Origin of the sequence: Pseudomonas sp. R3.Fl (genome assembly GCF_023516765.1) — a bacterium.
In the GTDB taxonomy this organism is placed as follows: domain Bacteria; phylum Pseudomonadota; class Gammaproteobacteria; order Pseudomonadales; family Pseudomonadaceae; genus Pseudomonas; species Pseudomonas citronellolis.
Map to the genome: position 1 here is coordinate 2,688,889 of NZ_JAMGSO010000001.1, position 18,208 is coordinate 2,707,096.

At 69.6% G+C, this 18,208-nt stretch carries 16 protein-coding genes; 8 read left to right on the forward strand and 8 right to left on the reverse strand.

Going from position 1 to position 18,208, the window contains the following annotated elements; translation table 11 throughout:
* Positions 1–42: 42 nt before the first annotated feature.
* Positions 43–2,562 carry an ATP-dependent helicase HrpB gene (gene hrpB, locus M8R19_RS11665; protein WP_249917865.1) on the reverse strand — a complete coding sequence of 840 codons (2,520 nt, stop codon included), beginning with the start codon at positions 2,560–2,562 and terminating at the stop codon, positions 43–45.
* 168 nt (positions 2,563–2,730) lie between these two features.
* Here hrpB and pmcY point away from each other — a divergent pair, with 168 nt between their 5' ends.
* From pmcY to M8R19_RS11680, 3 genes are read left to right on the forward strand one after another with little or no spacing between them, the layout of a single operon-like run.
* Positions 2,731–3,147, forward strand: a complete 417-nt coding sequence (pmcY, locus tag M8R19_RS11670; protein WP_009617385.1) for a periplasmic Zn2+ metallochaperone PmcY — start codon at positions 2,731–2,733, stop codon at positions 3,145–3,147.
* A gap of 1 nt (position 3,148) precedes the next feature.
* Positions 3,149–3,664, forward strand: coding sequence for a DinB family protein (locus tag M8R19_RS11675; RefSeq protein ID WP_249917866.1), 516 nt, complete (start codon positions 3,149–3,151; stop codon positions 3,662–3,664).
* A 2-nt stretch (positions 3,665–3,666) separates the two neighbouring features.
* Complete coding sequence (locus tag M8R19_RS11680; protein ID WP_371857771.1) at positions 3,667–4,557, forward strand: cation diffusion facilitator family transporter; 891 nt, start codon at positions 3,667–3,669, stop codon at positions 4,555–4,557.
* On the opposite strand, the gene M8R19_RS11685 is transcribed toward M8R19_RS11680, so the two are convergent.
* Positions 4,550–5,713: a DUF6515 family protein gene (locus M8R19_RS11685; protein WP_249917867.1), complete on the reverse strand. Its 1,164-nt coding sequence runs from the start codon at positions 5,711–5,713 to the stop codon at positions 4,550–4,552. The two genes, M8R19_RS11680 and M8R19_RS11685, sit on opposite strands and share 8 nt — an antisense overlap.
* Positions 5,714–6,156: 443 nt before the next feature.
* Between M8R19_RS11685 and M8R19_RS11690 the strand changes: the two genes are divergently transcribed.
* Both M8R19_RS11690 and M8R19_RS11695 read left to right on the forward strand, forming a co-directional pair.
* Positions 6,157–6,636, forward strand: a complete 480-nt coding sequence (locus tag M8R19_RS11690) for an Lrp/AsnC family transcriptional regulator (RefSeq protein WP_009617381.1) — start codon at positions 6,157–6,159, stop codon at positions 6,634–6,636.
* 474 nt (positions 6,637–7,110) lie between these two features.
* Positions 7,111–7,314: a DUF2788 domain-containing protein gene (locus tag M8R19_RS11695; RefSeq protein WP_009617380.1), complete on the forward strand. Its 204-nt coding sequence runs from the start codon at positions 7,111–7,113 to the stop codon at positions 7,312–7,314.
* Positions 7,315–7,321: 7 nt separating this feature from the next.
* Here the strand turns inward: M8R19_RS11695 and M8R19_RS11700 are convergent, their stop codons facing one another.
* Positions 7,322–7,930, reverse strand: a complete 609-nt coding sequence (locus tag M8R19_RS11700; RefSeq protein WP_116422742.1) for a pseudouridine synthase — start codon at positions 7,928–7,930, stop codon at positions 7,322–7,324.
* 97 nt (positions 7,931–8,027) lie between these two features.
* On the opposite strand from M8R19_RS11700, the gene M8R19_RS11705 reads away from it, so the two are divergent.
* Positions 8,028–9,083, forward strand: coding sequence for an MBL fold metallo-hydrolase (locus M8R19_RS11705; RefSeq protein ID WP_249917868.1), 1,056 nt, complete (start codon positions 8,028–8,030; stop codon positions 9,081–9,083).
* A gap of 171 nt (positions 9,084–9,254) precedes the next feature.
* On the opposite strand, the gene deoC is transcribed toward M8R19_RS11705, so the two are convergent.
* The 5 genes from deoC to M8R19_RS11730 form a co-directional block, all read right to left on the reverse strand.
* Positions 9,255–10,013 (reverse strand): deoxyribose-phosphate aldolase, encoded by a 759-nt coding sequence (deoC, locus tag M8R19_RS11710; protein WP_249917869.1) that lies wholly within the window; start codon positions 10,011–10,013, stop codon positions 9,255–9,257.
* A gap of 84 nt (positions 10,014–10,097) precedes the next feature.
* Positions 10,098–11,573 (reverse strand): AMP nucleosidase, encoded by a 1,476-nt coding sequence (gene amn / locus M8R19_RS11715; RefSeq protein ID WP_074981895.1) that lies wholly within the window; start codon positions 11,571–11,573, stop codon positions 10,098–10,100.
* 146 nt (positions 11,574–11,719) lie between these two features.
* On the reverse strand, positions 11,720–13,369 hold the full coding sequence (locus tag M8R19_RS11720) for an acyl-CoA dehydrogenase family protein (RefSeq protein WP_249917870.1): 1,650 nt from the start codon (positions 13,367–13,369) through the stop codon (positions 11,720–11,722).
* A complete protein-coding gene (locus tag M8R19_RS11725) occupies positions 13,366–14,013 on the reverse strand; it encodes a TetR/AcrR family transcriptional regulator (RefSeq protein ID WP_074981898.1) in 648 nt (215 codons plus the stop codon). The genes M8R19_RS11720 and M8R19_RS11725 overlap by 4 nt, the downstream gene beginning before the upstream one ends.
* 130 nt (positions 14,014–14,143) lie before the next feature.
* The gene (locus tag M8R19_RS11730; protein ID WP_249917871.1) at positions 14,144–16,531 is read right to left on the reverse strand and encodes a hybrid sensor histidine kinase/response regulator; all 2,388 of its coding nucleotides are present in this window, start codon (positions 16,529–16,531) and stop codon (positions 14,144–14,146) included.
* Between the two features lie 180 nt (positions 16,532–16,711).
* Here M8R19_RS11730 and M8R19_RS11735 point away from each other — a divergent pair, with 180 nt between their 5' ends.
* Positions 16,712–17,509 (forward strand): hydroxymethylpyrimidine/phosphomethylpyrimidine kinase, encoded by a 798-nt coding sequence (locus tag M8R19_RS11735; RefSeq protein ID WP_249917872.1) that lies wholly within the window; start codon positions 16,712–16,714, stop codon positions 17,507–17,509.
* 19 nt (positions 17,510–17,528) lie between these two features.
* Positions 17,529–18,152 carry a thiamine phosphate synthase gene (thiE, locus tag M8R19_RS11740; protein ID WP_249917873.1) on the forward strand — a complete coding sequence of 208 codons (624 nt, stop codon included), beginning with the start codon at positions 17,529–17,531 and terminating at the stop codon, positions 18,150–18,152.
* Positions 18,153–18,208: the final 56 nt, after the last annotated feature.

The following is an 18,208-nucleotide window of genomic DNA, read 5'->3' on the forward strand; positions in this document are numbered from 1 at the left end:
CAGCCGGAAAACCGCCCGCGGGGCTTGCCGTAGACGGCATTTTCAAGTCTTGCGCGGCTTGGCCCGTGCGGTGGGTTCGGCGATCAGCGGATCGTCCGGCCAGTAGTGCTTGGGGTAGCGGCCCTTGAGGTCCTTCTTCACCTCGGCGTAGGTGCTGCGCCAGAAATTGGCCAGGTCCTGGGTCACCTGCACCGGGCGCTGCGCTGGCGACAGCAGGTGCAGTTTCACCGCCAGGCGGCCGCCGGCGATGCGCGGGGTGTCGGCCAGGCCGAACAGTTCCTGCAGGCGCACCGCCAATACCGGCGGGAATTCGCTGTAGTCCAGGCGGATGCTCGAGCCGGACGGCACCTGCAGGGTGCGTGGCGCCAGTTCGTCCAGGCGTTGCGGCAGCGGCCAGGGCAGCAGGCCGTGGAGGATGCCGGGCAGCTCCAGGTTGGCGAAGTGGGCCAGGCGCGAGACCTTGCCCAGGTACGGCAGCAGCCAGTCCTCCAGGGAGGCCAGCAGGGCCGCATCGCTAACGTCCGGCCACTCGCTTTCGCCCTTGCCTTCCAGATCGAGGCGGCGCAGCAGGTTCACCCGCGCCTGCCACTGGCGCAGTTCCGGGGTCCAGGGCAGCAGTTCCAGGCCCTTGCGCCGCACCAGGCCGAGCAGCGCGCGGCTGCGGGCCTCGGCATCCAAGCCGAGCAGCGCCTCGCGGCTGAGCACCAGTTCGCCGACCTTGCGCTGGCGTTCGGCGCGCAGCACGCCTTCGCGCTCGTCCCAGTCCAGTTCGTCGTGCACCCTCACCTGCTCGGCCAGCACCGAGTCGAACAGCGCCGCATCCAGGGCGGCGGCCAGGTAGATGCGTTCTTCGCGCTGGCCCTGGCGGCTGCCGAGGTCGGCGACCACCAGCCAGGGTTCCTTCATCAAGGCATCAGGCTCGCCGAACTGCGCGGCGCGGCCGTTGGCCAGGCGGTATTCGCCGCCGCCCTCGCGACGCTGGCGAGCCACGCGGTCGGGATAGGCGAAGGCCAGCAACGCGCCCAGCCAGCGTGGATGGTCGGGGTCGGCCACCGCTTCGCTCGGCTTGCCACGCAGGTAGCCGCGGAACTGCCGGGCCAGTTGCTTGGCCCGTTGTACTGCGCCGCGACTGGCGCGGTTGCCGGCCGACTCTCCGGCGAGCAGCGCCGTGCGCTCGTGCAGGTCGGCACCGGCGCCGCGCAGGATGTCGCGCTCGCCCAGCAAGGCGGCAACGTCGCAGGCCAGGCTGCCCAGGCCCAGCGCCTGGCCACGCAGCAGCAGGTGGGCGATGCGCGGATGCGCCGGCAGTTCGGCCATGGCCTGGCCATGGGCGTTCAGCGCGCCGCTGTCGTTCAGTGCGCCGAGACGCGCGAGCAGCTCGCGGGCCTGGGCGTAGGCCGCCACCGGTGGCACGTCGAGCCAGGCCAGCTCCTCCGGCGCCACGCCCCAGCGGCCCAGTTGCAGCGCCAGGCCGGCGAGGTCGGCCTGGAGGATTTCCGCCGTTCCGTAGGCCGGCAGTTGCTCATGCTGCGCCTCGGACCACAGGCGGTAGCACACGCCCGGCTCCAGGCGCCCGGCGCGGCCGGCGCGCTGGGTGGCCGAGGCGCGGGAGATGCGCTGGGTCTCCAGGCGCGTCATGCCGCTGCCCGGGTCGAAGCGCGGCACCCGCGCCAGCCCGGCGTCGACCACCACGCGCACGCCGTCGATGGTCAGGCTGGTCTCGGCGATGTTGGTGGCCAACACCACCTTGCGCTTGCCGGCCGGCGCCGGCTCGATGGCGGCGCGCTGGGCGGACAGTTCCAGTTCGCCGTGCAACGGGCACAGCAGCACCTCGTCGCGCCCGGCCAGGGCCTCGCCCAGTTGCTCGGCGACGCGGCGGATCTCCGCCTGCCCCGGGAGGAACACCAGCAGGCTGCCGGGCTCGTCGGCCAAGGCCTGGAGCACCGTCTGCACCACCCGCGGCTCGACGAACTCGCCGACCTGCCAGGGCCGGCCCCAACGCAGCTCCACCGGGAACATACGCCCCTCGCTGCGCACCACCGGCGCCTCGCCGAGCAAGGCGGACAGCCGCTCGCCCTCCAGGGTGGCGGACATCACCAGCACCTTCAGCGGGGTGTCGCGCAGCAGCTCGCGGCCATTCAAGGTCAGCGCCAGGGCCAGGTCGGCGTCCAGGCTGCGCTCGTGGAATTCGTCGAAGATCACCAGGCCCACGCCTTCCAGCGCCGGGTCGTCCTGCAGGCGGCGGGTGAGGATGCCCTCGGTGACCACCTCGATGCGCGTCTTCGGCCCCACCTTGCTGTCCAGGCGGATGCGGTAGCCGACCGTCTCGCCGACCTTCTCCCCCAGCTCCGCGGCCAGGCGCTCGGCCGCGGCGCGGGCGGCCAGGCGGCGCGGTTCGAGCATGAGGATGCCCTGCCCGGCCAGCCAGGGCTCGTCGAGCAGCGCCAGCGGCACCCGGGTGGTCTTGCCGGCGCCGGGCGGCGCCTCCAGCACGGCCTCGTGGCGCTCGCCCAGGGCCTGGCGCAGGGATGGCAGAATGGCATCGATGGGAAGGGCATTCATGGCTATATTTCATCCACCCTTAAGCACACGGAAACAACGAACCGGCGATTATAACGGCGAACCACGGCCGGCCCGCCGCAGTCCTATGCAACAAGGAACAGCGGCCGACGATAGAGGCCCCTGCGCCGCATTGATATAGTTGCTCGAAGCCCATTCCGGAGGTCCTAGATGCGTCTTGCCACCCGAGTTTCCTGCGCGGTTCTCAGCGCAGCCCTGCTGAGCCAGCTGGCCGCCTGCGGCACCCTGTTCTACCCCGACCGCCGCGGGCAGATCGACGGCCGCATCGACCCGGCCATCGCCGTGTTCGACGCCATCGGACTGTTGTTCTACATCATCCCTGGGCTGATCGCCTTCGGCGTAGACTTCGCCACCGGAGCCATCTATCTGCCGGACGAGAAATACTCCGTCGCCCCCGAGAAACTGCACGAGGCGGTCGGCGCCGACGGCCAGGTGGACCGGACTAAACTCAAGGCAATCATCGAACGCGAGACCGGCCGTGCCCTACCGCTGGACGACCCACGCCTGATCCAGCGCGTCGGCAACCCGCAGCAGCTGGCCAGCCTGGGGCTCAAGCTGGAGGGCTGACATGCACGCGGCACTGGGGCGCCACCTGGAAAAACTCCTCGACTACCACCTGTGGGCCCACGAACGCATCCTCGAGGCCGTCGCGCCCCTGGACGAGGCCGCCTACCGCGAACCGCGCGGGCTGTTCTTCGGCAGCCTGCACGGCACCCTCAACCACCTCGCGGTGGTCGACCGCATCTGGCTCGACCGCGTCGAGGGCCGCACCTGGCAGTTCACCCGCCTGGACAGCGAAGCCGCGCCGGACCGCGCCGCCCTGGCCGACTTCCTCCGCGAGGGCGTGCAGGGCTGGAAACAATGGCTGGCCCGGCAGGACGAGCGCGACCTCGGCAAGCTGCTGGAGTACCGCAACATGGCCGGCCAGGACCACCGCCAGAGCCTGGCCGACATCGTCCAGCACCTGGTCAACCACGGCACCCACCACCGCGGGCAGATGAGCGCCGCGCTCACCGCCCTCGGCCAGCCGGCGCCGCTGCTCGACTACATCTATTTCCTGCCGCAACGCCAGGACACCCGCTGAACTTGGACAACCAGCGCGCCCGCCTGCTGCACCTGGCCACCAGAGCCTCGCTGGCGGTGGCCGTCACCCTGGTGGTGGCCAAGGCCCTGGCCTGGTGGCACAGCGGCTCGGTGAGCCTGCTGGCCGGCCTGACCGACTCCCTGCTCGACGGCGCCGCCTCGCTGCTCAACCTGCTGGCGGTGCGCTATTCGCTGCGCCCGGCGGACGACGACCACCGCTACGGCCACGGCAAGGCGGAGTCGCTATCGGGCATGGGCCAGGCGCTGTTCATCTCGGTCAGCGCGGTGCTCATCGGCTCCCAGGCGCTGGACCGCCTGCAGCACCCCGAACCGCTGGGCGCCACCGGCTGGGGCATCCTGGTGATGCTGTTGTCGCTGGCGCTGACCGCCGCGCTGCTGGGCGTGCAGCGCTACGTCATCAAGCGCACCGGCTCGCTGGCGGTGCAGGCCGACTCGCTGCACTACCGCTCCGACCTGCTGCTCAACAGCAGCATCCTGGTCGCCCTGTTGCTGGCGCACTACGGCTTCCCGCGGATGGACGCGGTCTTCGGCCTGGGCATCGCCGCCTACATCCTCTGGAGCGCCGTGCGCATCGCCCGCGAATCGGTGGCGGTGCTGATGGACGAGGAGCTGCCGGCGGACGTCAGCGAGCGCATGCTCGAACTGGTGCGCCAGGTGCCCGGGGTGGTCGGCGCCCACGACCTGCGCACGCGGATTTCCGGCGATCGCTGGTTCGTCCAGCTGCACCTGGAACTGCCCGGCGACATGCGCCTGTCCCAGGCCCACACCCTGTGCGACCAGGCCGTGCTGGCGATCCGCGCCGAGTTCCCCCGGGCCGAGGTGCTGGTGCATGCCGACCCACTGGAGGTGGTGGGCCGGGAAACCATCAGTTGATGCTGTAGCCACGCCCCTGCAGGCAACTGCCCAGCGCGCCGCGATAGGTATCCACGGCCTGCTGCGACGGCGCGTAACCGGCCATGGCCGGGTCGAAACCGCTCTGCCCGACCGCCCAGGTATGGCACTCGTAGTGGTCCTGGGCCTGCTGCTGCGGGCTCTGCCCGTACATCGGGTAGGCGATCACGTCGTAGGGATTGCTCGTCGGCAGCGGGGCCTGCGCCACCTGCGGCGGGGGCGGCACCACCTCGTAGGTCTGCGAGGAATTGTCGAACAGGTAGTAGGTACCGGCGGCGAGGAAGTACAGCATGCTGCCGAACCACAGCTGCTCGGCGTAGGACGGCAGGTAGCTCACCCGCACGCCATAGGGCGGCGCCACCACCACGTAGCGCGCGCCATGGGGGCGGTACCAGTAGCCGTCGTCGAAGAAGTAGTCGCTGCCGCGCCAGGGCACCCGGTAGTAGCCCGAAGGCACGCGGTCCACCACATAGCCCGGCCGCCAGTTCGACGGATGTGGCCCCCAGTTGCCGCCCGGGCGGCCATGCCAGGCATTGCCGGGCGCGGACGGCGGCCGGCCCTGCCAGGAGCCGCCCCCGCCGGAAGGCCGGCCGGGGCCGTGGTCGTCATGACCGGTGGCGGGACGGCCCTGCGATTGGCCGTTCCAGTTGTTCTGGGGTCGGCCTTGGCCCTGGCTGGCCTGGTTGCCCTGGGGTCGGCCTTGCCATTGACCGCCCTGGTTGCCCTGCGGACGGCCTTGCCACTGGCCGCCCTGGTTGCCTTGCGGTCGGCCCTGCCATTGTCCGCCCTGGTTGCCTTGCGGTCGGCCCTGCCATTGGCCGCCCTGGTCGCCTTGCGGTCGGCCCTGCCACTGGCCACCTTGGTTGCCTTGCGGACGACCTTGCCACTGGCCGCCCTGGTTGCCTTGCGGTCGGCCCTGCCACTGGCCACCCTGATTGCCTTGCGGTCGGCCCTGCAACTGGCCACCCTGATTGCCTTGCGGGCGACCTTGCCACTGGCCACCCCCATTGCCGCCACCATGCCCACCCTGTCCGCCATGGCCGTCCTGCCCAGGCCCCTGGGCTTCGGCGAAGGCCTGGCCGGCGATGGCCAGTGACAGCAACCCAACGGATGCCAGACGCCAGATGCCCGACTTCATGAATGCCTCACAGCGGCCTGCCGGCCGACCTCGCTCATTTGCATGACAGATAGACAACCGCGCAGACCGCGCATCCCCGGGGCCAGGGTAAAGTCAAGGTAAAGGTCGGCGGGCAAATCGCAGGCAAGAAAAAAGGGAGGTCAGTGACCTCCCCTCGGGGAATTCGTCCTGGCTCGTCGCTTCTGGCGCCGGCTCACCTCGCTCCACCTTCTGGGCGGTGCGTAGCCCGGTGGCCTGGGCGACCCGATCAGGTCGGCAGGCCGCGATGCGCCTGATTGGGCGGATCGCCGTGGACGTATGGGTCCGGGCCGTGATTTCTGGAGCCATGTTACGGGGAGCGAAGCGACAGCGGATTGCGAAGATTGCGCACCAAACTATCGATTGCGCAATAAATCACCAAGAATGTATAAAAACATGCAAGTCGATAAATTTTTGAGGCCACAATGAACAAACTGGACCGCTACGACCTGCGAATCCTCGCCGAATTGCAGCGCGACGCGCGCATCTCCAACCAGGAGCTGGCCGAACGCATCGGCCTGTCGCCCTCGCCCTGCTCGCGGCGCGTCAAGCAACTGGAAGACGACGGCTACATCCTGCGCCAGGTGGCCCTGCTGGACAGCAAGAAGCTCGGCCTGAGCCTCACCGCCTTCGTCCTGATCGGCATGGACAGGCACACCCCGGAGCGCTTCGAGCACTTCCAGTCGATCATCGCCCAGTGCCCGGAGGTGCTGGAGTGCAGCCTGGTCACCGGGATGGATGCGGACTACCAGCTGAAGGTGATGGTGCCGGACATGGAGCACTACCAGCACTTCCTGCTCGGCACCCTGACGCGCATCGAAGGCGTGACCAGCGTGCGGTCGAGCTTCGTGCTGCGCAACATCATGGCCAGCACCGAGCTGCCGCTGGAGCACCTGCGCAGCTGACCCGGCAAATGTAGGAGCGCGCCCTGCGCGCGAATCGCGGGCAGGGCCCGCTCCTACAGGGGAATGGCGTGGATGGGGCAGCGGGCATGGCTTCTCGTAGGATGGGTTGAGCGAAGCGATACCCATCACCACGGCCGCATGGGCAGGCACGGCTTCTCGTAGGAGCGAGCTTGCTCGCGAATGAGCCCCGCAGCGGAATCTGTTCGCGAGCAAGCTCGCTCCTACGAAGGGCGCCCCGCTGCGACAAATGCGCGCACCCCACGTCCTGCCAGGGCCGCCCGGCGCTCGACTATTTCCCGCCAGGGCCGCTGCGGCGGGACTTCTTCGGCTGTCACCGGCCCCGCGCGGGAAATTCTGCTCACTTTCTGAGCAGCGCTGATCAACCGGCGACCAAGCCCTTATAATGCCGCCCGTCCTCGCGACCGCCGGACCTTCCGGCCCCCACTCAAGCGCCCGCGCCGGGCAGGAGCAGCAATGAACGAGAGTTTCGAAGACTGGATGATGTACGGGCTGGTCAGCGCCCTGGTCCTGTTCATGGCCTTCATCGTCTGGGACCTGGCCAAGAAGTCCAAGGCCGGACGCATGGGCACCATGGTGCTGTTCTTCGCCCTCGGCCTCGGCGTCTTCGGCTTCCTGGTCAAATCCTTCGTGGTCGCCGGCCTGGAAGGCGGTTTCTGATCCAGCCCTAGGGCTGCACCTCGCGCCACTCCCCCGGCTGCAGCCCATCCAGGCCCCAAGGGCCAATGCGCACCCGCACCAGGCGCAGGGTCGGCAGGCCGACCGCCGCCGTCATGCGCCGCACCTGGCGGTTGCGTCCCTCGCGGATCACCAGTTCCAGCCAGGCAGTGGGCACCGACTTGCGGAAACGCACCGGCGGCACCCGCTCCCACAATTGCGGCTCGTCGATGCGCCGCGCCTCGGCCGGCAACGTCGGGCCATCGTTGAGCTGCACACCTTCGCGCAGGCGCTGCAACTGCGCCTCGTCCGGCTCACCCTCCACCTGCACCCAATAGGTCTTCGGCAGCTTGTGCTTGGGGTCGGCGATGCGCGCCTGCAGGCGGCCATCGTTGGTCAGCAGCAGCAGGCCCTCGCTGTCGCGGTCCAGGCGCCCGGCGGGATAGACGCCAGGCACCGGCACGTAGTCCTTGAGCGTCGCCCTGCCCTCGCCATCGCTGAACTGCGTCAGTACGTCGAACGGCTTGTTCAGCAGGATCAGCCGCGGCTGCTCCGGCGGCGCCTTGGCGACGCGGCGGGGAGCGGGACGGCGAGCAGTGGGACGAGGCGGACGGGGCATGGGCAAGAAACGGCAACGAGTCGGCGGAGCACAAGGATGGGCCGGCATGCTAGGTTGTGCCACCGTTCCCCCGCAAGAGCACGCAGAGCATCCCACCATGCCCAAGGCCCGTCGCGCCCCCTGGCTGATCACCCTGCTCAACCTCGCCGGCCGCCTCGGCGGTGGCTACAGCGGGCCGCAAAGCACGAACTTCGACGGCCTGCGCTTCCGCAACCTGGACGCCAAGCCGCACCATGGCTTCCGTGAATTCCTCAAGTGGCAGCTGGAGCGCGACAGGCAACTGGCCTGGATCGAACAGCCCGGCGCCGAACGCCGTCCGGAAACCCCGGCGCAGGTCAGCGGCGAGGAACTGCGCGTCACCTACATCAACCACGCCACCCTGCTGATCCAGCACCGCGGCCTGAACATCCTCACCGACCCGCTGTGGTGCGAGCGCACCAGCCCCTTCAGCTTCGTTGGCCCCAAGCGCCACCATCCGCCGGGCCTGGCCCTGGACGAACTGCCGCCGATCAACCTGATCCTGGTCAGCCACAACCACTACGACCACCTGGACGTCGGCAGCCTGGGCGAACTGGCCCGGCGCTTCCCGCAAGCCAAGGTGGTGACCGGCCTGGGCAACGCCGAGCTGATCCGCACCTGCGGCTTCGTCGACGTGCACGAGTTGGACTGGTGGCAGAGCCTGCCGCTGCACGAGGGCATGCTGCTCACCGGCGTGCCGGCGCAGCACTGGTCGGCGCGCTCGCGCTACGACACCAACCGCACCCTGTGGCTGGGCTTCGTGCTGGAATCGGCGGACGGCCCCGTGCTGTTCCCCGGCGACACCGGCCTGGGGCCGGAATTCGCGCTGATCCGCGAACGCTTCGGGCCGATGCGCTTCGCCGCGCTGCCCATCGGCGCCTACGAACCGCGCTGGTTCATGCGCCACCACCACATGAACCCGGACGACGCCGTACAAGCCCACCGCACGCTGGAATCGCAGTGCAGCATGGCCATCCACTTCGGCACCTTCCGCCTGAGCGACGAAGGCCAGTTCGCCCCCGTCCACGACCTGGCCCGGGCGCTGGATGAACAGGGCGTGGAAAGCCAGGCGTTCCGCGCGCCCAAGCCGGGGGAGCAGTGGTTGGTGGAGCGGATGGGTGGTGAAGGGGCCTAATGCTCGTTCGCGAGGGGAGTCTCCCGGAACCATTGGTGCCGACCTGAACGCCGCCCCTCTCCCCAACCCTCTCCCTGAAGGGAGAGGGCTGGGGAGAGGGAGCGGAGTCAACCCAAAGCGCCGTAGCCAGAAGGAAACTCCAATTCGCGAGCAAGCTCGCTCCTACACAAGTCACTCCTCCATTTCGCGCAACAGCTCATCGAGCAACCCCGAAGCCCCAAAGCGCAGGTGCTCGGACGTAATCCAGTCATCCCCAAGCATCTCCTGAGCGATAGCCAAGTAGACCTCGGCATCGTCCAGGCTGCGAATACCACCAGCCACCTTGAAGCCCACCTTGCCGCCGCTCTCGACGATGCACTCCAGCATCACCCGCGCAGCCTCCGGCGTAGCGTTCACCACCACCTTGCCAGTGCTGGTCTTGAGAAAATCGGCGCCACCGGCAATAACCTCGCGACAGGCCGTACGAATCAACTCAGGCTCACCCAACTCGCCGCTTTCGATAATCACCTTGAGCCGATGGTAGGGCCCGCAAAGCGCCTTACAGGCCCGGATCAGCTCCACCGCCCCATCTGCCCGTCCAGCCTTGAGCGCCTGCCAGGGATAGACCAGGTCAATCTCGTCAGCACCCTCGGCAAGAGTACGCCGCACTTCTTCCACCACCTCCGCCCAGGGCGCATCGCCGGCGGGGAAGTTGCACACACTGGCGACCTTCACCGCCCGCGCACCAAAGCCATTGAGCGTACGCCGCGCCACGTGCACGAAACGCGGGTAGACACACACCGCCGCCACCTCGCCATAGGGCGTCAACGCCCGGCGGCAGAGCTGGACGATGCGCGGCATGTCGTCATCGGCGTTCAGCGAGGTCAGGTCGAGCAGCGACAGTACCCGCGCGGCGCGTTCGGCGCGGGTCGGTTGCAGGGGTTCAGCCATGGCGTCCTCCGGTTGCGGCCTTTGCGCCATCCTGCCACGGCCCCACCACGCGCGGGCGGGAAAGGGCCGTGGCCATGCGCCGGATCAACGGAACGGCGGCTCGTCGAAACTGCGCAGCTTGCGCGAGTGCAGCGAATTGAGCTGGGTGCGCAGCAGGTCGACGGCGGCGATGCCGATCGCCAGGTGCTGGCTCACCGCGCGCTGGTAGAAGGCGCTGGCGGCGCCGGGCAGCTTGATCTCGCTGTGCAGCGGCTTGTCCGACACGCACAGCAGCGTGCCGTAAGGCACCCGCAGGCGGTAGCCCTGGGCGGCGATGGTGCCGCTCTCCATGTCCACCGCCACGGCCCGCGCCAGGTTGATCAGCGGGCGCTCCTGGGCCCAGTGCAATTCCCAGTTGCGGTCGTCGTAGGTCAGCACGGTGCCAGTGCGCAGACGCCGCTTCAGCGCCTCGCCACGCTCGCCGGTGACCAGCGCCGCGGCCTCCTGCAGCGCCACCTGCACCTCGGCCAGCGCCGGGATCGGGATGTGCGGCGGCAGCACCCGGTCGAGGATGCCGTCGCGGCGCATGTAGGCGTGGGCCAGCACGTAGTCGCCGATGGTCTGCGACTGCCGCAGGCCGCCGCAGTGGCCGATCATCAGCCAGCAGTGCGGGCGCAGCACGGCCAGGTGGTCGGTGATGTTCTTGGCGTTGGACGGGCCGACGCCGATGTTGATCAGGGTGACACCGTCACCGTCGTTGGCGATCAGGTGGTAGGCCGGCATCTGGAAGCGGTGCCACTCGACGCCGGCGATGATGGCGTTGGCCTCGCCCCGATCCATGTCGCGCTCGATCACCACGTTGCCCGGCAGCACCATGCGTACGAAGCGCGGGTCCTCGTGCAGGCGCTCCAGGCCCATGTGGATGAACTGGTCGACGTAGCGGTGGTAGTTGGTCAGCAGGATCCACGGCTGCACGCAGCGCCAGTCGCTGCCGGTGTAGTGCACCAGGCGGCGCAGCGAGAAGTCGGTGCGCGCGGCGTCGAACAGCGCCAGCGGCATGGGGTCGGCGCCTTCCCACTGGTACAGGCCATCGGCGATGCCGTCGGAAGTGGCCGACAGATCGGTGCTGGGGAACACCCGCGCCAGCTCGGCGGCGGTCACGCCCGAGCCGGCCAGCTCGTCGCCCTGCTCCACCACGTAGGGATAGGGAATGTTCTGCTCGCTGGGGCCGACCTCGATGCGCACGGTGAAGTCTTCCATCAGCGGGCGCAGCTGCTCCAGCAGGTATTTGCGGAAGGCCGCAGGGTGGGTGATGGTCACCGCATAGGTGCCGGGCGTCTGTACCTTGGCGTAGGCGCGGGTGGTCGAGGGCACCTCGCCCTGGCACAGGTAAGTCAGGCGCAGCTGCGGGTAGCGGAACAGCGCACGCTCCTCGGCGCCCGGCTGCTCGCGGGTCTTCAGGTAGCGCCGCAGAGCCTGGCTGAGCGCCCCGGTGGCGCGCTGGTGCAAGGCGGCAAGGCGGTCGACCGCTTCTTCTGCGGTATGGGCGACGACGAAAGCGTCGCCGAGCTCGGCATTCATGGTGGGCTTCCTGTCTGAGCGATCAGCTCCATCTTGCCTGCTTATTCGCAGGAAGGGGATGACTGAATCATGTCCTTGGCGATGCCAGCCGACAGACAGGTGCCTACGGGCTAGGCCGGGAACCTCGCGGCTCCCGGCCAGCGGCATCAGGCCAGATGCGGCGTAGCCCGCGCCACCAGCACCTCGACGTCCGTGCCGCGCGGCAGGGTGCCGTAGACGCGGCCGCCGCCGCCCAGGCGGCTGCCGATGAAGGCGTCGGAGACGGTGGCGTTGCCGGCTTCCAGCAGCAGCTTGGCCTGCAGGGCCACGGCCACGTCCTCGGTGAGCTGGCGGGCGCGGAACTGGATGTCGGCGGTGTCGGCGAAGGAGGCCTTGAGGTTGCCGATGAAGGCTGCCAGGCGGGCGTCGCCGTGGCCGTCGCCGAGTTCGTGGAACAGCGCGTCGAGCACGCCCGGCTCCTTCGACAGGGCGCGCAGCACGTCCAGGCACTGGACGTTGCCCGAGCCTTCCCAGGTGGAGTTCACCGGGGCCTCGCGGTACAGGCGCGGGAGGATGGTGTCTTCGACGTAGCCGGCGCCGCCCAGGCATTCGGCGGCTTCGTTGATCATCGCCGGGGCGCGTTTGCAGATCCAGTACTTGCCCACGGCGGTGACCAGGCGGGCGAACTTGTCCTCCTGCTCGTCGTGCAGGTGGTCCAGGGCGCGGCCCATGCGCATGGTCAGGGCCAGCGCGGCCTCGCTTTCCAGGGCCAGGTCGGCCAGCACGTTCTGCATCAGCGGCTGTTCGGCCAGCACCCGGCCGCCGACCTGGCGGTAGGCGCAGTGGTGCGCGGCCTGGGTCAGCGCCTGGCGCATCAGGGCGCTGGAGCCGACCATGCAGTCGAAGCGGGTCATGGCCACCATCTCGATGATGGTCGGCACGCCGCGACCCTCCTCGCCCACCATCCAGGCCAGGGCGCCGCGGTACTCCACCTCGCTGGAGGCGTTGGACCAGTTGCCCAGCTTGTTCTTCAGGCGCTGCACGTAGAACTCGTTGCGCGTGCCGTCCGGGCGGTGGCGCGGCAGCAGGAAGCAGGTCAGGCCCTTGTCGGTATAGGCCAGGGTGAGGAAGGCGTCGCACATCGGCGCCGAGCAGAACCACTTGTGCCCGACCAGCTCGTAGGCCTGGCCCGGGCCGGGGATGCCCACCGGGTAGGCGCGCGTGGTGTTGGCGCGCACGTCGGTGCCGCCCTGCTTCTCGGTCATGGCCATGCCGATGGTGGCGCCGGCCTTCTGCTCGATCGGCAGGTTGCGCGGGTCGTATTCGCTGGCGAGGATCTTCGGCAGCCATTTCTCGGCGATGTCCGGCTGCAGGCGGATCGCCGGGACGCTGGCGAAGGTCATGGTCAGCGGGCAGCCGGTGCCGGCCTCGGCCTGGCTGTGCAGGTAGCTCAGGCCGGCGCGGGCGACGTGGGCGCCGGCGCGCGGGTCGGTCCAGGGCATGGACGGGATGCCGTGCTCGATGGCCGTGCGCATCAGCTCATGGTAGGCCGGGTGGAACTCCACCAGGTCGATGCGGTGGCCGTAGCGGTCGTGGCTCTTGAACACCGGCTTGTTCTCGTTGGCGAGGAAGCCGGCGGCCATCAGCGGCCCGCCGGCCAGGGCGCCGTAGGCTCCCAGGCGCTGCTCGGCCCAGCCGCCGTCGTAGCGGCGCACCCACTCCTGCAGCGGCAGGTCGATGCGGTAGAGGTTGGCGCCATCCAGCGGCGGCACCTGGTTGGTCACTTCGTGGGTCTCGGCGTACTCGTGCAGGTTCATCGCTGTTCCTCCGGCTGGGGCGCGCCGACGGCGCGCAGGCAGAAATCGACGAGGGCCTGGCTGACTTGCTCCAGGCCAGGGCTGGCTTGCCCGGCATCGCGGGCGGCTCGGGCCGGCGGCGACAGCGGGCCGACCAGGGATTCGGCGATCGCCCCCACCAGGCAGGCAGCGATCAGCGGCGTGGGGCCGCAATGGAAGTGGCCGCTGCGCACGCCCTCTTCCAGCAGTTCGATGAACAGCTCGGCGTAGGCCTCGCGGTAGAGCAGGCGCTGCTCGTCCACCTCGGGGTCGACCGGTTCGGCGATCAGCGCGAAGGCCAGGCGCCGGCTCTCCCAGGCGCGCCGGGCGAACTGGCGCAGGCCACGGGCCAGGCGCCCGGCGGGCCCGCCTGGGCCGCGCAGGACGACGGCCAGGGCGTCCACCTCACGTTGGCTGGCGCGGGCGAAGACCTCGGCGGCCAGTTCGCCCTTGCCGCGGAAATGCCGGTACAGGCTGCCGGTGGCGATGCCCGCCTCTTCGGCCAGGCCCTGCATGGTCAGCGCCGCGAAACCGCCCTCGGCGACCCGCGCCAGGGCCAGCTGGAGGATACGCTCGCGCAGTTCCACGTCCTTCTGCAGGCGGGCTTCGGTGAGACGGTAGACCATGCTCTGAATCCGGATTCACTGTTTCAAGCAGTGAATCACGGTTCAGGACTTGGCCATAGGGGGAATTGCGCCAGCGGTGCGGGCGTTCCGGCCAGCGGATCGCGCCGCGTGACGCAACGGGCGTGGCGGATCAGGCGTGGCTGGGCAGCGCCGGCTGGCACAGCAGCCAGTCGTGCAGCAGGGTCTGCAGCTCCTCGAACTTCACCGGCTTGGCCAGGTAGTCGCTCATGCCCGCCGCCAGGCAGCGCTCGCGGTCGCCGCTGTGGCTGTGGGCGGTGATGGCCAGCACCGGCAGCTCGCCGCCCTGGGGCAGTGTGCGGATCGCCCGGCAGGTGGCGAAGCCGTCCATGATCGGCATCTGGCAGTCCAGCAGCACGGCATCGACGCTCTCGCGGCGCAGCAGGTCGATGGCTTCCGAGCCGTTGTCGGCGGTTCGCACCCGGTAGCCCAGCTTGAGCAGCATGCCGCGGATCACCAGTTGGTTGATGGCGTTGTCCTCCACCACCAGCACCGTGCACTGGTCCGGGCGGCGCAGGGCCTGACCGCCGGCGCGGCGCGGCGGCACGCTGAAGCTCTGCGCCGGCTGGCCGAGGTTCAGTTCAAGGACGAAGCGGCTGCCGCGCCCGGGGCTGGAATGGTGCTGCAGCTGCCCGCCGAGCAGCTCGGTGAGCTGGCGGCACAGCGCCAGGCCGATGCCCAGGCCGCCGTACTCGCGGGTCAGCGAGCCGTCGAGCTGGTGGAAGCGCTGGTACAGCGCATCGTCGGCCGGCGTCTCGAAGCCGATGCCGGAGTCCTGCACCGTCACCCGCAGGGCGACGCCGTCGCTCTGCCGCTGGCCGTCCACGCGCAGGCTCACGCCACCCTGGTGGGTGAACTTGATGGCGTTGTCCAGCAGGTAGCCGAGGGTCTGGGCCAGCTTGCCGGCGTCGCCTTCCAGGGTGTCGGGCAGGTTCTCGTCCAGCTGCAGGTCGAAACGCAGGCCCTTGGCCTCGGCGCGCGGCGCGTACTGGGCGCGCAGGCTGTCGAACAGGCCGCGCAGGCTGAAGGGCTCGCGCCGCGGGTAGAGCTTGCCGGCCTGCAGCTCGATCAGCGCGAGGATGTCGTTGACCATGCGCATCATGTCGCGCGCCGAGCCGGTGGCGGTCTTCTGGTACTGCGCCAGCTCCACGTCCATGGGCACCGTCTGCATCAGCTCCAGCGAGCCGATCACGCCGCTCATGGGCGTGCGCAGCTCATGGGTGACAGTGGCCAGGAACTCGTCCTTCAGGCGGTTGCTGTTGGCCAGTTCGAGGTTCAGTTGCTCCAGCTTGCGGCTGGATTCCTGGAGGATGCGCGTGCGCTCTTCCTTCATGGCGTTGATGCGGTCGGCCAGGGCCAGGGACAGCAGGCCCACTTCCAGGGCCGAGCCGATCTGCCCGGAGTACATGGTGAAGAACACGTTGGGCAGGAAGCCCAGCACCATCAGGGTGTTGATGGTCCCGCCGAGGAGGAAGGCGGTCCAGGCGAAGATGAAGTAGCGCGCCACGCGCATGCCGCGCAGCCAGGCGAGGATGCCGGCGCTGAAGATGACCACCACGAACGCCAGCGCCAGGTAGGTGGCCAGGCGCAGCGACAGCGCGTAGCTGGCCGACAACGCCAGCAGCATCACCAGCGCGCCCACGGCCATCAGCGCCAGCAGGGTGCGGTCGACCCATGGACTGTGCTCGCGGGTGTGCAGGAAGCTGCGGGCGAACTGGCAGCCGAACAGGCCGGCGGAGCCGATCAGGAAGGGCGTGGCGGCGTTGGCCCACCAGGGGCTGTCGGGCCAGAAGTACTCGATGCCGGCGCCGTTGACCGAGACCTGGTAGAGGCCGAAGGAGGCGATGTAGAGGATGTAATAGAGGTAGCTGGTGTCGCGCACGCTGACGAAGATGAACAGGTTGTACACCAGCATCACCAGCAGCACGCCGTAGATGATGCCGAGCACGTAGACGTTGCCCGGCAGGTTTTCCATGTAGGCCTTGGGCGACCAGAGCGTCAGCGGCGCCTGGATCGAGCCCTGGCTCTCCAGGCGCAGGTACACCCGCAGCGGCTTGCCGGGCGCAAGCTTGAGGTCGAACAGGTAGTTGGTCAGGCTGATCGGCCGGCTGGCGAACGGCAGGGTGTCGCCGGTGCGCTGGGCCAGGCGGTACTTGCCGTCGGCGTCGGGCAGGTAGAGGTCCAGGCGGTCCAGCGGCGGGTAGGCCAGTTCCAGCAGCCAGGGCGCCGGGTCCTGGGACTCCTGCGGGCGGTAGTCCAGGTCCAGGCGGATCCAGAACACCGAGCGCGAGTAGCCGGCGTTGAGCACGTCGCGGTCGTGGCGGCGGAAGCTTTCGGCCAGGGCCGCGGAGGTGATGTCGGCGATGTCGGCGGTGCCGCGCACATCCTCGAAGACGTCGATCGAGTGGCCCAGCGGCAGGCGGCTGGTGTGCTCGTCGAAGCTGACCGCGCCGGCCAGCGGCGAAAGAAGGAGAAGGAAGAGGATCAGCCAGCGCTGCATGCTACCCCGCAGTGCCCCTCCGGACGACGCCCAGGGGCCCCATCCCCCGCGATCGGCGCGCCCTGTGGGCGTGATTTTCGAATCGGCCAACTTTAGCACGCCGGCATGACGATCAAGCAGCGCCGGGCCGGGGGTCGGGGCAAACGACGCCTGCCGGGTTTAGTGGTAAGCTCCCGCGCCATGAAAACGCCAACCTCCCGTCCCGTAGTGCTCTGCCTGTCCGGCCACGATCCCAGTGGCGGCGCCGGCCTGCAGGCCGACATCGAAGCCCTGATCGCCCAAGGCTGCCATGCGGCGCCCGCCGTCACCGCGCTGACCGTTCAGGACACCGTCAACGTTGCCGACTTCCGCGTGCTCGACCGCGAGTGGGTGCTGGCCCAGGCCAACGCCGTGATCGCCGACCTGCCGGTGGCCGCGGTCAAGCTGGGCATGCTCGGCTCGGTGGAGATGGTCGACACCGTGGTCGAGATCATGCAGTCGCTGCCCGGCGTGCCACTGGTCTGCGACCCGGTGCTGCGCGCCGGCGGCGGCGGCGCCCTGGGCAAGGACGAGGTGGGCTACGCGATCCGCGAGCGGCTGTTCCCGGTGGCCGCCATCGCCACGCCGAACCTGCCGGAGGCGCGCATCCTCGCCGAGCTGCCCGAAGGCAGCGCTGACGAATGCGCCGAGAAGCTGCTGCCGTACATCCGCAACCTGCTGATCACCGGCGGCCACGGCGAAGAATCCGAGGTGCACAACCGCCTGTACAGCCGCGACGGCAGCCAGCATAGCTTCACCTGCCAGCGCCTGCCGGGCAGCTACCACGGCTCCGGCTGCACCCTGGCCAGCGCCCTGTCCGGCCGCCTGGCCCTGGGCGAGGAGTTGGCCAGCGCCGTGCGCAGCGCCCTCGACTACACCTGGCGCACCCTGCGCGACGCCGAGGCCCCCGGCCACGGCCAGTACGTCCCGCGCCGGCTGCCGCTGGACTTCTGCTCCTGATTCACCTGCCGAGGCCTTCATGAAACTCCGCGGACTCTACGCCATCACCGATAGCAAGCTGCTCGCCGACGGCCGCCTGCTGCCCTACGTCGAGGCCGCGCTGCGCGGTGGCGCGCGCCTGCTGCAGTACCGCGACAAGTCCAGCGACGAGTCGCGCCGCCTGCGCGAGGCCGAGGCCCTGCGCGAACTCTGCGAGCGCCACGGCGCCACCCTGATCATCAACGACGACGCCGAGCTGGCCGCGCGCCTGGGCGTGAGCGTGCACCTGGGCCAGACCGACGGCTCCCTGGCCGCCGCCCGCGCCCTGCTGGGCCGCCAGGCGATCATCGGCGCCACCTGCCACGGCAGCCTGCAACTGGCCGACCAGGCCGTCGCCGAGGGCGCCGACTACGTGGCCTTCGGCCGCTTCTTCCAGTCGCTGACCAAGCCCGGCGCCTCCGAGGCCAGCCCCGAGCTGCTGGAGCAGGCCCGCGCGCGCTTCGCCAACGTGCCGCTGGTGGCCATCGGCGGCGTGAGCCTGGACAACGCCCCCGAGCTGATCGGCCGCGGCGCCGACCTGCTGGCGGTGATCAACGCGCTCTTCGCAGCCGACACCCCGGCCGAGGTGGAGCGCCGCGCCCGCGCCTTCGCCGCGCTGTTCTAACCTTTTCCCGCGGCGCCGGCCCGGCGCCGCCCCGCTTTCACGGATCCCAACGAGAG